The organism is Caulobacter sp. GW821-FHT09B11, from assembly GCF_059418205.1.
Genome location: NZ_JBWKPK010000029.1, coordinates 17,566 through 30,138 on the forward strand (window position 1 = coordinate 17,566; position 12,573 = coordinate 30,138).

General features: G+C 69.6%; 13 protein-coding genes. 5 read left to right on the top strand and 8 right to left on the bottom strand.

Annotated elements, in window-relative coordinates; translation table 11 throughout:
* The first annotated feature begins 24 nt into the window (after window positions 1-24).
* Window positions 25-234 (top strand): ribbon-helix-helix domain-containing protein, encoded by a 210-nt coding sequence (locus AC07N1_RS19535; protein WP_110121631.1) that lies wholly within the window; start codon window positions 25-27, stop codon window positions 232-234.
* Between the two features lie 112 nt (window positions 235-346).
* On the opposite strand, the gene AC07N1_RS19540 is transcribed toward AC07N1_RS19535, so the two are convergent.
* Together AC07N1_RS19540 and AC07N1_RS19545 are read right to left on the bottom strand one after the other, a co-directional pair.
* Window positions 347-517 carry a hypothetical protein gene (locus AC07N1_RS19540; protein ID WP_494673295.1) on the bottom strand — a complete coding sequence of 57 codons (171 nt, stop codon included), beginning with the start codon at window positions 515-517 and terminating at the stop codon, window positions 347-349.
* Between the two features lie 95 nt (window positions 518-612).
* Window positions 613-819, bottom strand: a complete 207-nt coding sequence (locus AC07N1_RS19545; protein WP_494673296.1) for a hypothetical protein — start codon at window positions 817-819, stop codon at window positions 613-615.
* Between the two features lie 112 nt (window positions 820-931).
* Here AC07N1_RS19545 and AC07N1_RS19550 point away from each other — a divergent pair, with 112 nt between their 5' ends.
* Both AC07N1_RS19550 and AC07N1_RS19555 read left to right on the top strand, forming a co-directional pair.
* Complete coding sequence (locus AC07N1_RS19550; protein WP_494673297.1) at window positions 932-3,343, top strand: DUF3553 domain-containing protein; 2,412 nt, start codon at window positions 932-934, stop codon at window positions 3,341-3,343.
* Window positions 3,343-3,870, top strand: a complete 528-nt coding sequence (locus tag AC07N1_RS19555; RefSeq protein WP_494673298.1) for an MOSC domain-containing protein — start codon at window positions 3,343-3,345, stop codon at window positions 3,868-3,870. Before AC07N1_RS19550 ends, AC07N1_RS19555 begins: the two co-directional genes overlap by 1 nt.
* On the opposite strand, the gene AC07N1_RS19560 is transcribed toward AC07N1_RS19555, so the two are convergent.
* From AC07N1_RS19560 to AC07N1_RS19575, 4 genes are all read right to left on the bottom strand, one after another.
* Complete coding sequence (locus AC07N1_RS19560; protein ID WP_494673299.1) at window positions 3,867-4,988, bottom strand: PepSY-associated TM helix domain-containing protein; 1,122 nt, start codon at window positions 4,986-4,988, stop codon at window positions 3,867-3,869. The two genes, AC07N1_RS19555 and AC07N1_RS19560, sit on opposite strands and share 4 nt — an antisense overlap.
* Window positions 4,988-7,153: a TonB-dependent receptor gene (locus AC07N1_RS19565; protein ID WP_494673300.1), complete on the bottom strand. Its 2,166-nt coding sequence runs from the start codon at window positions 7,151-7,153 to the stop codon at window positions 4,988-4,990. The genes AC07N1_RS19560 and AC07N1_RS19565 overlap by 1 nt, the downstream gene beginning before the upstream one ends.
* Window positions 7,154-7,243: 90 nt before the next feature.
* A complete protein-coding gene (locus AC07N1_RS19570; protein ID WP_494673301.1) occupies window positions 7,244-7,660 on the bottom strand; it encodes a VOC family protein in 417 nt (138 codons plus the stop codon).
* A gap of 76 nt (window positions 7,661-7,736) precedes the next feature.
* Window positions 7,737-8,291, bottom strand: coding sequence for a sugar O-acetyltransferase (locus tag AC07N1_RS19575; protein ID WP_494673302.1), 555 nt, complete (start codon window positions 8,289-8,291; stop codon window positions 7,737-7,739).
* Window positions 8,292-8,486: 195 nt separating this feature from the next.
* Between AC07N1_RS19575 and AC07N1_RS19580 the strand changes: the two genes are divergently transcribed.
* Window positions 8,487-9,692 (top strand): MFS transporter, encoded by a 1,206-nt coding sequence (locus tag AC07N1_RS19580; protein WP_494673303.1) that lies wholly within the window; start codon window positions 8,487-8,489, stop codon window positions 9,690-9,692.
* 181 nt (window positions 9,693-9,873) lie between these two features.
* Here the strand turns inward: AC07N1_RS19580 and AC07N1_RS19585 are convergent, their stop codons facing one another.
* Entirely contained in the window at window positions 9,874-10,803 is a 930-nt protein-coding gene (locus AC07N1_RS19585; protein ID WP_494673304.1) for a Gfo/Idh/MocA family protein, read from the bottom strand.
* Window positions 10,804-10,905: 102 nt separating this feature from the next.
* Here AC07N1_RS19585 and AC07N1_RS19590 point away from each other — a divergent pair, with 102 nt between their 5' ends.
* Complete coding sequence (locus AC07N1_RS19590; RefSeq protein ID WP_494673305.1) at window positions 10,906-11,931, top strand: NADP-dependent oxidoreductase; 1,026 nt, start codon at window positions 10,906-10,908, stop codon at window positions 11,929-11,931.
* 148 nt (window positions 11,932-12,079) lie between these two features.
* On the opposite strand, the gene AC07N1_RS19595 is transcribed toward AC07N1_RS19590, so the two are convergent.
* Window positions 12,080-12,430 (bottom strand): copper-binding protein, encoded by a 351-nt coding sequence (locus AC07N1_RS19595; protein WP_494673306.1) that lies wholly within the window; start codon window positions 12,428-12,430, stop codon window positions 12,080-12,082.
* Window positions 12,431-12,573: the final 143 nt, after the last annotated feature.

Sequence of the window (12,573 nt, forward strand, 5' to 3'; positions counted from 1 at the left end):
GGCGATCACTGGGGACCCACGTCGATGGGCAGTCTGAAAAAGCGATCGGTGAACCTCGCGGGCCACGCCACCTCGCTGGCGCTGGAGCCCGAGTTCTGGGCCGCGCTCGAGCGCATCGCCAAGCAGGACGCCGTCAGCATCGCCGCCCTGATCCAGCGCATCGACGTCGGCCGCGCCGACCGGCCGCTGGCCTCGGCGTGCAGGGTGTACGCGCTGGAACGGGCGGGGGGCTAGGCCCCCTCAGTCGCTCCGCGACAGCTCCCCCAGAGGGGGAGCATCCAGGCCGCGCTGACCAGATCCTCCCCCTTTGGGGGAGGTGGCCCGGAGGGCCGGAGGGGGTCCTCCCCTACCCCGGCCGCGGAACCGGCGACGGCAGCGGCTCGGGATTGGGCGTCGGCAGGGTCGGCGGGGCCAGGTTCGGCAACCGCAGTTCCGCCAGGTCCGGCCGCACGGCCAGCAGGCCCGAATTCCAGACCGCGTAGATCAGCAGCGCGACGAACAGCAGGACCGCGAGCATCGCAGCCCCGCTCCATGCTCCTTCGTGCTGGGCGCCCTCGTGATGATTTTCATGATGGCGAGCCATGCCCGCCTCCTCTGTCTAGCCCGATACCACTAGCCGGGGGCCTTGGGCGCTTCGGGGACCTTCGGCGCGTCCGGCAGCTTGGGCGCGGAGGCCGAGATGTCGACGTCCACCGTCTTCTTCTGCGTGAAGCCGCCGGAGAACATCATGAAGGCCAGCACGGCGACGATCACCACCAGGGCGCCGACGATGAAGGCCAGACCCGCGTTTCCCCCGCCCGATTTGGTTTCTTCCGCCATTCTTCCTGCTCCTGTTCCGTCCCTGGGGATCAACGGGAGCGTCGCGACCGGAGTTCCCTAAGCGGGCGCCACGGGGCTTAAGCCGGAGGAACTTTGTGCTACATATGTTCCCATGTCTTCCGGCTTCGACTCGACCGACCCGCTCGGCGACCTCCCCGCTCCGCGTATCTCCGACCTGGCCCGTCCGCAGGCTCCCGGCGGCGGCGGTCCCGCGCCCGACTATCTGAACGGTCTCAACACCGAGCAGCACGAAGCCGTCGTCACCACCGAGGGACCGGTCCTGGTGCTGGCCGGGGCCGGCACCGGCAAGACCCGGGTGTTGACCACGCGCCTGGCCCACATTCTCGCCACCGGCCGCGCCCGGCCGTGGGAGATCCTGGCGGTCACCTTCACCAACAAGGCCGCGCGCGAGATGCGCGAGCGGATCACCCATATCATCGGCCCGGAGGCCGAGGGCCTGCGCTGGCTGGGCACCTTCCACTCGGTGGCCGCCCAGATCCTGCGCCGCCACGCCGAGCTCGTCGGGCTGAAGTCGAACTACACGATCATCGACACCGACGATAACGAGCGGCTGCTCAAGCAGTTGATCGAGGCGGCCAATATCGACGCCAAGCGGTGGACGCCACGCATCCTGTCGGGGCTGATCGACGCCTGGAAGAACCGCGGCTGGACGCCCGACAAGGTGCCGCCGTCCGAGGCCGGCGAGTTCGCCAACGGCAAGGGCATCAGCCTCTATCGCCAGTACCAGGAGCGGCTGCGCATCCTGAACGCCTGCGACTTCGGCGACCTGCTGCTGCACAACATCACGATCTTCACGGGCAATCCCGACGTGCTGGCCGACTTCCAGCGCCGCTTCCAGTACGTGATGGTCGACGAGTACCAGGACACCAACGTTGCCCAGTACCTGTGGCTGCGCCTACTGGCCCAGGGCCGCCAGAACGTCTGCTGCGTCGGCGACGACGACCAGTCGATCTACGGCTGGCGCGGCGCGGAAGTGGACAACATCCTGCGCTTCGAGCGCGACTTCCCCGGCGCCAAGGTGGTGCGGCTGGAGCGCAACTACCGTTCGACCGAGCACATTCTCGCGGCCGCCTCGACCCTGATCACCGCCAACAAGGGGCGCCTGGGCAAAACCCTGTGGACCGAGGCGACCGGCGGCGAGAAGGTCAAGGTTTCAGGCGTCTGGGACGGCGAGGCCGAAAGCCGGATGGTCGCCGACGAGATCGAGAAGGCCAAGAAGGCCGGCCGCCGCTACAACCAGATGGCCATTCTGGTCCGTGCGTCCTTCCAGATGCGCGCCTTCGAAGAGCGCTTCGTGATGCTGCAGATCCCCTACAAGGTGGTCGGCGGCCCGCGCTTCTTCGAGCGGGCGGAAATCCGCGACGCCCACGCCTATCTGCGCCTGATCCAGTCGCCCGACGATGATCTGGCCTTCGAGCGTATCGTCAACACGCCCAAGCGCGGCATCGGCGACACCTCGGTGCAGAAGCTGCTGCAGATCGCGCGCGGCGAAGGCATCTCCACCGTCGAGGCGGCCCGGGTGATCATCGGCAGCGACGACCTGCCGGCCCGCACGCGCACGGCGCTCAGCAACTTCATCCGCGACCTCGACCGCTGGCGCGCCCAGATCGGGAACATGCATCACCAGCGGGTGCTGGAGATGGTGCTGGAGGAGAGCGGCTACACCGACGCCCTGCGCCTCGACAAAGGCCCGACCAGCCAGACGCGGCTCGAGAACCTGAAGGAACTGGTCCAGTCGATGGGCCAGTTCGACAGCCTGGAGGCCTATCTGGAGCACGTGTCGCTGGTCATGGACCTCGACCGCGAGGCCACCGGCGACGCCGTCTGGATCATGACCCTGCACTCGGCCAAGGGGCTGGAATTCCCGCTGGTGTTCCTGCCCGGCTGGGAGGAAGGCGTCTTCCCCAGCCAGCGCAGCATGGACGACAAGGGCGAGAAGGGCCTCGAGGAAGAGCGGCGGCTGGCCTACGTCGGCATCACCCGCGCCCGCGAGGAGGCCCGCATCAGCTTCGTGGCCAACCGGCAGGTCTATGGCCGCTGGACCTCGCAGCTGCCTAGCCGCTTCGTCGACGAACTGCCGCTGGAGCACGTCGATGCGGGGTCGGAGACCGGCTATTACGGCGGCGGTCCGGGCATGCAGCAGACGGCGGCGTCGCGCTGGGACGATCCGGGCGTCAGCGCCTTCCAGAGCGGCAGCTACGACAGCCCCGGCTGGAAGCGGGCCCAGGACCGGGTGCAGGCGCGCGGCTTCGCCGAAAAGGGCGGCGGCCACGCGGCCTGGCGCGGCGGCGGCTCGGCGGCGCGGTCCAAGCCGATCGAGGGCGAAGGCCGGCTGGTGGCCGTCTCGGCCCCGACCAACAGCGCCTACAGCCGTGGCGACCGGGTGTTCCACGTCAAGTTCGGCTACGGCCAGGTCGCCTCGATCGAGGGCAACAAGCTGACCGTCAATTTCGACAAGGCCGGCGAGAAGAAGGTCATCGACAGCTTCGTCGAGAAGGCCTGATGGCGGCGGGGGCCAGGCGGGGCGTCAATCCCGACAGCCCCCTGGGCCGCCTGATCGCAGGACCGATGCGTCCCGGCCGCCTGGCCTGGATCGGCCTGCGCCCGGCTCGCCACGCAGCCCTGATCGCCGTCGAGCGGGCGGAGGTCACGCTCGAGGCCGGCCTCGTGGGCGACCACTATGCCGGCCGCCCCGGCGGTCCGCGCCAGGTGACCCTGATCCAGGCCGAGGACCTGGCCGCCATCGCCGGCTTCCTGGGCCGGGCGGATCCCGCCTCCCCCTTCGAGCTGCGCCGCAACCTGGTGGTCGAGGGGATCAACCTGCTCGGTCTTGCCGACAAGCGCTTCCGGGTCGGCGACGTGCTGCTGGAAGCCACCGGCGGCTGCCACCCGTGCAGCCGCATGAACGAGATCCTCGGCGAAGGCGGCTACAACGCCGTCCGCGGCCGCGGCGGCCTCACCGCCCGCGTCATCGAGGGCGGCGAGATCGCGGTGGGGGATGCGGTGAAGGTCGAGGGTTCGCCCCCTTAAGCCGTCACCGGCTCCGGCGTCGTCTTGGCCTTGGCCGCCGGTTTCCTGCGGCGCTTGGGCAGGCCCGAGGGATTGCCCCAGAAGGTGACCACCGCCAGCGTGCCCAGCAGGGTCAGGGCCAGGCCCGAGACGGTCATCACCAGCCGGTAGGCCAGGCCGCCGACCTTGGCCGCGTGCAGCGGGAAGTCGGCGTTGGCGATCCGCGAGCCCAGCGGCATGGCCTGGGCGTCGCGCGCGGCGACCATCTTGCCGGTGGCGGGGTCGAACCAGGCCATGCTGCGGCCGTTGGGCAGCCACTCGGCCTGCTGGCGCAGGCGGATGGCGACCAGGCCGCCGGTCTTGGCCGGCAGGCCGATGGTGCGCACCTCGGCGCCCGGGAAGCGGGCCTGGGCCTGGCCGATCACCATCGCCCAGTCGAGGTCCCTGGCCAGCTTGCCGCCCTTGATCTTCGGCGCGGCGGCCGCCTTCTCCATCACCGCGGGCGAGGAGAACGGCGCGCGCAGAGCCTGCGAGAACCATTTGAGGTTCATGGTCGCGCCGGTGGCCAGCGACAGGATCAGCAGCGGCGCCACGATCACACCGAGATCGCGATGGTGGTGGACGATGGCCGCCCGCTTGGCCATCCGCGGCCAGAGCCTCAGGTGAAACATCCGCCGGGTCGGCCACCACAGGATCAGGCCGGTGACTACGAAGCCTAGCCCCGCCAGCCCGGCGATCCCGCCGACGATCTCGCCGGCGTCGCCGTTGAAGAGATGGTGGTGCAGGTCGAACAGCCAGATTTCCGGCCGCGCCCAGTTGCTGGTCCAGGCCTGGACGATCGCGCCGTCCTGGTCGGCGTAGGCGCCCTTCTCGGTCTCGCCGGGATAGGACAGCTTGTGCAGACCCTTGCGCTCGCTCGCCAGGACGATGGAGCGCGGGCGGTCCTCCGCGCCGAAGATCCGCGTGGCCGCCGCCGCCAGGGTCGCCGTGTCCTGCCGCTGGGTGTCGGCGGCGTGGGGCACGGTGGCGCGCAGGAAGGCGTCCTCGTGCACCAGCAGCGCGCCGGTGAAGCCGAGCACGGCCAGCAGCAGGCCGATCAGGCCGCCGGCCCAGCGATGCAGGAGCCGCAGCGTCTTCATCAGAAGCGCGCTTCCCAGCCCAGCGTCGCGGTGCGGCCGCGGCCGGCGTAGAACTTGTCCTTGGCCGGCAGCACGGTGTCGGAGTTGTAGGTGATGTACTGCTCGTTCAGCAGGTTCTGGACCCCCAGCGACAGCGCGCCCACCGGCAGCTCGTAGCGGGCGAAGGCGTCGACCACGGTGTAGCCCGAGAAGTCGTCCTTCACGAGGGCGTGGCTCATGTCGCGTTGCAGGTACGACTGCACCTGCAGGCGCAGGGCCAGCTTGCCGGCGCGGTAGTCGGCCGCCAGGTTCACTCGGTCGGGCGAGATGTTGGCGCCGTCGAGATCGGTGTCGAGCTTGCCGTCGCCATTGGCGTCGGTCTCGCCGCGCAGGCGGGCGTAGCCGGCCGAGACGCCCAGGCCCGGGACCGGGGTCCTGGCCTTGACGTTCAGCTCCAGCCCCTCGATGGCCACCTTCTGGCGCTGCACGTCGAAGATGCCGCCGGTGTTCTTGACCAGCAGTTGGCCCAGCTTCGACGACGACCAGAAATAGGCGACGCTGGCGTCGAACGGCCCGCGCTTCCACTCGCCGCCGATCTCGCGGTTGTTCGACACGATCGGCTCGATGTTGAGGTAGCTGTCGACGTCCACGCCGTTGACGTTGATGCTGCGCAGGATCCGGCCGACGTCGGGCACGGTGTAGCCCTCGGCGTAGCTGGCGTAGAGGCGCAGGCCCGAGGCCGGCTCCAGCACGATCCCGCCGTTGGCCAGGGTCGACTTGAAGTCCGGATCGCCGCCCGCGACCTTGCGCGAGCCGTACGAGGCCAGGGTCGTGAAGTCGTCGACCTTCAGCTGAACGTTCTCGAAGCGCAGGCCGCCGGCCAGGCGCAGCTTGCCGTCCATCAGGGCGTAGTTGCCCTGGACGAAGGGTGCGACGCTCTGGAACTTGGTCGGCGGCACCCAGGCGCGGCCGGTGGCGATCAGCAGCTGCTCGGTGCGGTCGTTCATGGCGTCGAGGCCGACGGTGGCGGTCAGGCCCTGGATGCCCGGCACTTCGCGCTCGTAGTTCAGGCGCGCGCCCAGCTTGCGCGAGCGGTTCGACGACTGGTCGAACAGCGTGCCCGACGGGGCGATGCTGACGTCCTGGAAGGTGGCGCTGCGGTCGCCGCCGAAGGTGTCGCGCGAGCGGTTGAAGAACACCTGGGCGGTGAAGTCGCCGCCCAGCACCTCGCCGCTGGTCAGCGAGGCCGACAGGGTCTCGACACGGTTGGCGGCCGTCTTGCCGGGCGCCGGGCCGCGCACCGAGGTGGTCGGCAGGCGCGCGAGCCTGTTGCCGTCGGTGACCGCCGGCGCCGTGCCGGTGACGGTCACGTAGTCGCCGTCGCCCTTCAGCTCGAAGCGGTTGGCGACCACGTCCAGGCGGGTGCTGTCGCCCAGCTGCCAGCCGAAGCGGCCGAACACCGACAGGCTCTTGGAATCCTGGACGTCGCCCTGGGTGTTGTCCATGCCGATACGGCGGCCGTCGGCGTCGTAGAAGGCGCCGCGGGTCTCGTAGGCCACGCCGCCGGTGGCGTCGAACGCGCCGCCGCGCCAGGCGAGGAGGCCGGCGACCTTGCCGCCGACGCTGTCGCCCAGGTCATGGCCGATCGTGCTCTGCACCAGGGTGCGACCCGAGACGCCGTCGTTCTTGGGCGGGCCGACCGTCACCTGGTTGACCACGCCGCCGGTGGCGCCGATGCCCTGCAGGGCGTTGGAGCCGTAGATCAGCTCGACGCGGTCCACGAAGAACGGGTCGATGGTGTAGCCGTCGCGCGAGCCGTCGCGGATCGGGGTCGACTGCGGGATGCCGTTGATGGCGTAGAGCGGCGAGCGGCCGCGCAGGCTCTCGCCCGCGCCCGACAGCTTCTGGCGGGTCGGCGAGAACGACGGCGACAGGGTCGACAGGGCGTCGACGATCGACCCGCTGATCGCCACCTGCTGGTTCAGGGCCTCGGCGCCCACCACGTCGACGGTCAGCGGCAGGGCCGTGACCGGCAGCTTGGTGCGGGCGGCCGTGACGACCACCTGCTCGACGTCGTCAGCCTTAGGCGCCTGGGCGTGGGCGCCGGCGGCGATCGACAGCGCCGCCAGGCTGAGCGTCGAGAACAGGGCGCGCCGAGCGGCGGCGCGCGAGAAGCAAAGTCGCATGACCATCCCCTGAAAGAGAGGGCCGGCTATTGACGCAACTGCGACTGAGTTTCAATCCTGAAATCCTATCCGACAGGCGATCAGGCGCTCCTAAGCCGCCGGTTCACCCTGCCCCATCGCCGCCATGTCCATGAACATCACCTCCCAGACGTGGCCGTCGGGGTCCTGGAAGCTGGCGCCGTACATCGGGCCCATGTCCATGACCGGCTTCCATTCGCGGCCGCCGTTGGTCAGGGCGTTGGCCAGCAGGCTGTCGACCTCGGCCCGGCTGTCGGCCGACAGGCAGGTCAGGACCTCGGTGGCCTTGAAGGCGTCGGCGATGTCGCCGTTGATGAACTGGCGGAACTTGTCGTGGGTCAGCAGCATCACGTGGATCACGTCGGACACCACCACGCAGGCGGCGGTCTCGTCGGTGAACTGTGGATTGATCGAAAAGCCCAGGGCCTCGAAGAAGGCCTTGGAACGGTCGAGGTCGGCGACCGGCAGGTTGACGAAGATCATGCGCATGATGCGGCTCCCTAAGCTGTGTCGGCCGAAGGACGTTTGGCCCTCGACGTTCCCGACATCCTGGCTGATCTTTTTGTCAGCCCTTCACGCGGGCCGGATTGCCCACCGCCGTCGCGCCGGCCGGCACGTCGCGGGTGACCACCGCCCCGGCCCCGATCACCGCGCCGTCGCCGATCGTCACGCCCGGAACGATGATCGCCCCGCCGCCGATCCAGACGTCCTTGCCGATGGTCACCGGACGGCCGAACTCCAGTCCCGAACGGCGGGTCTCGGCGTCGCGGGGGTGATCGGCGGCGAAGATCTTCACGTGCGGGCCGATCATCGAGCGGTCGCCGATCGTGACCGTGGTCACGTCGAGGATCACGCAGCCGAAGTTCATGAACACCCCGTCGCCCAGCACGATGTTGTAGCCGTAGTCGCAGTGGAACGGCGCGCGGATGTTGGCGCCGAGGCCGACGCTGCCGAACCGCTCCTTCAGCAGGGCCATGCGCTGGGCCAGGGTCTGGCCGGGAGCGTTGTAGCGCTCCATCCAGGCCAGGGCCGCCTCCTGGTCGGCGATGATCTCGGCGTCCAGCGGATCATAGAGGTCGCCGGCCAGCATGCGCGCTTTGTGGGTGCGGTCGTCGGTCAAGGCGGAACTCCGGAAAACGGGAAGAGCCGCGTGAATGGCCCCGGCGGATTCTTCGATCAAACCACAAAAGCGGCGAAACGAACGGCCCAGACCGCGCAAGACCATCCTATAAATCCGCGCGGCGCAGCCTATATGCCGGGCGACTGACACGGAACGCCGCCCCCTCCCCCTTCTTCGGGCGGCCTGGAGCCGATCATGAGCACAGCCGCCCTCCCCGCCGACGCGCCCCCTCCAGGTATCAAGGGCGCCCATGCCTTGGGCAAGGGCCTGACCTTCGCCATGGCGGCCGCCGCGGGCCTGGCCGTGGCCAACATCTATTACAACCAGCCGATGCTGGGCCTGATCGAGCGCGACCTGCCCGGCCCGCTGACCGCCTTCGTGCCGACCGCCACCCAGCTGGGCTACGCCGCCGGCCTCTTCCTGCTGACGCCGCTTGGCGACCGGGTCGAGCGCAAGGGCCTGATCGTTGTGCAGTTCCTGGTGCTGGCCCTGGCCCTCGTGGCCGCCGCCCTTGCGCCGAACACCGGCCTGCTGCTGGCCGCCTCGCTGCTGGTCGGGGCGGGGGCGACCGTGGCCCAGCAGATCGTGCCCTTCGCCGCCCACCTGTCGGCGCCCGAGCGGCGCGGCCAGACCGTGGGCGTCGTGATGTCGGGCCTGCTGTGCGGCATCCTGCTGTCGCGCACCCTGGCCGGGTTCGTGGGCGCGCACGGCGGCTGGCGGGCGATGTTCTGGCTGGGCGCGCCGATCGCCCTGGCCGCCGCCGGCCTGATGGCCCTGGCCCTGCCGCGCAGCAAGCCGGACGCGGACCTCACCTATGCCGGCCTGCTCGGCTCGCTGGGCAAACTGTGGCGCGAGTTCCCGGCCCTGCGGCGCGCGACCCTGACCCAGGCCTGCCTGTTCGCCGCCTTCACCGCCTTCTGGACCATCCTGGCCCTTCAGCTGCAGGCCCGCTTCCACCTGGGGGCCGACGTCGCCGGCCTGTTCGGGATCGTCGGCGTGGTCGGCGTGCTGGCCGCCCCGATCGCCGGCCGCATCGCCGACAAGCGCGGTCCGCACCTGACGATCGCGCTCGGAGCCGTGCTGACCCTGGCCTCGTGGATCCTGTTTGGAACCTGGATCTCGATCGCCGGCCTGATCGCCGGGGTCGTGCTGCTCGACTTCGCCATCCAGGGCGCGCTGATCTCCAACCAGCACCTCGTCTACGCCTTGCGGCCCGAGGCCCGGGCGCGGCTGAACACCCTGTTCATGGGCGGGATGTTCCTAGGCGGAGCGGCCGGTTCGGCGGCGGCCGCGGCGGCCTGGAACCTCGGCGGCTGGACCGGCGTGGCGCTTATGGGCGCGGGCCTGGCGGCAGTGGCCAGCGTGCTGCAGGTGGCGGGGCTGAAGGGGCGGAGGGGCTGAGGCCCATCACGTTTCCCCCCCGTCGTCATCCCGGAAGCCGCGCAGCGGCTATCCGGGACCTAGGGGGACTGGGCTACACAGACAACGCCGCAACCTCGCGGTAGCCGGCGCGGTGCGGCGGCCCCTGGGTCCCGGCTCTACGCTACGCTTCGGCCGGGATGACGATGGGGGTAAATGGAACTCAATCCACCGAGTGCTCGACCGCCAGCGCCAGATCCAGCGCCCGGGCGGCTTCTTCGCCCGTCACCACCGGACGCGGCGCTTCGCCGCGAACGGCCTTCAGGAAGCCGGCGACGCTCTGGCCCAGGGGGTCCTTGCCGGCCGGGGTCTCGGTGAAGTCCTCGATCAGCGGGAACGGGGTGGTGTTGCGGAAGGTGCGGGCCAGGAAGTCGATCTCGACCTCGCCCGAGGGGTAGACCACCTTCATCGTCCGCTCGCGGGCTTCCGCCACGCGCGAGCTGTCGAACACGGCGGTGAACCCATTCGCGAAGGTGGCTTCCACCTTTACCCAGTCCAGGCCGTAGCCGCGCGCGGCCTCGCCCTCGCCTTCGACGGCCACCGGGTCGGCGGCGCACAGCGCCAGGGCCAGGTCGATGTCGTGGATCATCAGGTCCAGCACCACCGAGACGTCGAGATTGCGGTCCGACGGCGTGCCGCGACGCACCGCTTCCAGGCGCAGCGGCTGCTCGGGGATGTCGAGCAGGCCCATGGCCTGGAACACCACCCGCTCCTGGTGGCCGCAGGCCAGGGGCACGCCGGACTTGGCCGCGGCGGCGATCAGGGCGTCGGCGTCTTCCGGCGACACGGCCAGGGGCTTTTCGGAATAGACCGGCTTGCCCGCCTTCAGCGCCGCCAGAGCCGCCTTGGCGTGGTGCACGGCCGGGGTGGCGACGGTGACGACGTCGACCGCGGCCAGGAAGGCGTCCATGTCGTCATAGGCCGCAGCCCCCAGCGGGCCGGCCAGGGCCTGCGCGCGCGCCAGGTCGATGTCGAACACGCCGACCAGCTCGACGCCCGGCAGCTCGGCGTATTTCTTCGCGTGGTAGCCACCGAACACGCCGGCGCCGACAACGCCAGCCTTCAGGGTTTTGACTTGAGCATCTTGGGTCATGGGCGCTGTCTCTAGCCGCTTCGGGATGCCGCGAAAAGCTTTGGCGGGCGACGCAGAGCAGCGCTAAACATTCGTTTGAACCAGAACATAAGGGAGGTCGCCATGACCACGTCGCGTGAGATCCGCCTCAAGAGCCGCCCCGTCGGCGTGCCTACCGCCGAGAACTTCGAGCTGGCCAGCGTCGACCTGCCCCTGCCCGGCGACGGCGAGATCCAGGTCAAGAACCTCTACATGTCGGTCGATCCCTACATGCGCGGCCGCATGACCGACCGGAAGAGCTATGTGCCGCCGTTCGAGCTGGGCAAGGCCCTGCAAGGCGGCGCGGTCGGCGAGGTGACGGCCTCCAACGATCCGGACTTCAAGGTCGGCGACCTGGTCAGCTCGATGTTCGGCTGGCGCGAGGCCTATAACGCCCATCCGAAAGCCCTGGCCGCCGCCGGGCCGATGGGCGGGATCATGAAGCTTTCCACCCATGGCATGGCGCCGCAGGCGTTCCTGGGCGTGGCCGGCATGCCCGGCATGACCGCCTATGCCGGCCTGCTACGGGTCGCCGCGCTCAAGGAAGGCGACGTCGTCTTCGTCTCGGCCGCCGCCGGGGCCGTGGGCTCGGTCGTCTGCCAGATCGCCAAGATCAAGGGCCACACGGTGATCGGCTCGGCCGGCGGTCCGGAGAAGGTCGCCTTCCTCAAGTCGATCGGCGTCGACCACGTGATCGACTACAAGGCCACGCCCGACGTGGTGGCGGAGTTGGCCAAGGTCGCGCCCAAGGGCATCGACGTCTATTTCGAGAACGTCGGCGGCGCGCACCTGGAAGCCGCCCTGAACTCGGCCCGGCCGTTCGGACGCTTCGCCCTGTGCGGGATGATCTCGCAGTACAACGACACCGGCCGCCCGACCGGCCCGGCCAACATCATCCAGGCGGTGGGCAAGAGCCTGCGGCTGGAAGGCTTTATCGTCTCCAACCACTACGATCTGTTCCCCGCCTTCGTGCGCGACATGGCCGACTGGATCGGTTCGGGGAAGCTGACCTGGAAGGAGACCGTGCTGGAAGGCGTCGACCGCGCGCCCGAAGCCTTCATCAAGCTGTTCTCTGGCGAGAACCTGGGGAAGATGCTGGTGAAGCTGTAGGATCAAGATCCTCTCCCTCTGGGGGAGGTGGCCCGGAGGGCCGGAGGGGGGACGTTCTCAGCTGCCGCGGCGTCGGGAAGTCATCAGCAACTCCCCTCTCCGTCCGCTTCGCGGACACCTCTCCCGCAGGGAGAGGGTCTCTGATTTCCTACCGCCCCCGCATCTCCGTCAGTTCCCAGCCCTCGCCCTCGGCGACCTTGCGGAACTTGAACGTCACCCGCGCGCCGGGCGCCAGCGGGGCTTCGGCCAGGACGTCGCCATAGGCCTGGAAGGTCGTCCGGCCGGCCGGCAGGGGCGCGGCGCTCGCGCCGTCGTGATCGAGCGTGAGAACCTGACCGTCGACCGTGGCGATCACGCCCTGAGTCTCGTACTGGGGCGCGGTCGAGATCGGCGGCGCGGGTCGGGCGGCGGGCGGCGTGGCGCTGTCGCCCTTCGGGGCCGGACCGCAGCCCGCCAGGCTCGCAACCGCGAGAAACGCCAGAACCGTATTGAATTTCATAGCCTTACCCAATTCCAAGCCCATTGCCGGCCGCGCCGTTAAGCGCATTTGCACAGATTTTTCACCGCACCTGCGAAATCGATCACATTTTCGATAGCGATTTCGTGATCGAAGTTTTACTCTAGATGCGTCGGCGGTTCCTC

Bases quoted from the DNA above. Each gene is read 5' to 3' on its own strand.
- AC07N1_RS19565 (WP_494673300.1), bottom strand. From the start codon at position 7,153: ATGCGACTTTGCTTCTCGCGCGCCGCCGCTCGGCGCGCCCTGTTCTCG.
- AC07N1_RS19535 (WP_110121631.1), top strand. From the start codon at position 25: ATGGGCAGTCTGAAAAAGCGATCGGTGAACCTCGCGGGCCACGCCACC.
- AC07N1_RS19540 (WP_494673295.1), bottom strand. From the start codon at position 517: ATGCTCGCGGTCCTGCTGTTCGTCGCGCTGCTGATCTACGCGGTCTGG.
- AC07N1_RS19560 (WP_494673299.1), bottom strand. From the start codon at position 4,988: ATGAAGACGCTGCGGCTCCTGCATCGCTGGGCCGGCGGCCTGATCGGC.
- AC07N1_RS19545 (WP_494673296.1), bottom strand. From the start codon at position 819: ATGGCGGAAGAAACCAAATCGGGCGGGGGAAACGCGGGTCTGGCCTTC.
- AC07N1_RS19550 (WP_494673297.1), top strand. From the start codon at position 932: ATGTCTTCCGGCTTCGACTCGACCGACCCGCTCGGCGACCTCCCCGCT.
- AC07N1_RS19570 (WP_494673301.1), bottom strand. From the start codon at position 7,660: ATGCGCATGATCTTCGTCAACCTGCCGGTCGCCGACCTCGACCGTTCC.
- AC07N1_RS19595 (WP_494673306.1), bottom strand. From the start codon at position 12,430: ATGAAATTCAATACGGTTCTGGCGTTTCTCGCGGTTGCGAGCCTGGCG.
- AC07N1_RS19585 (WP_494673304.1), bottom strand. From the start codon at position 10,803: ATGACCCAAGATGCTCAAGTCAAAACCCTGAAGGCTGGCGTTGTCGGC.
- AC07N1_RS19580 (WP_494673303.1), top strand. From the start codon at position 8,487: ATGAGCACAGCCGCCCTCCCCGCCGACGCGCCCCCTCCAGGTATCAAG.
- AC07N1_RS19555 (WP_494673298.1), top strand. From the start codon at position 3,343: ATGGCGGCGGGGGCCAGGCGGGGCGTCAATCCCGACAGCCCCCTGGGC.
- AC07N1_RS19590 (WP_494673305.1), top strand. From the start codon at position 10,906: ATGACCACGTCGCGTGAGATCCGCCTCAAGAGCCGCCCCGTCGGCGTG.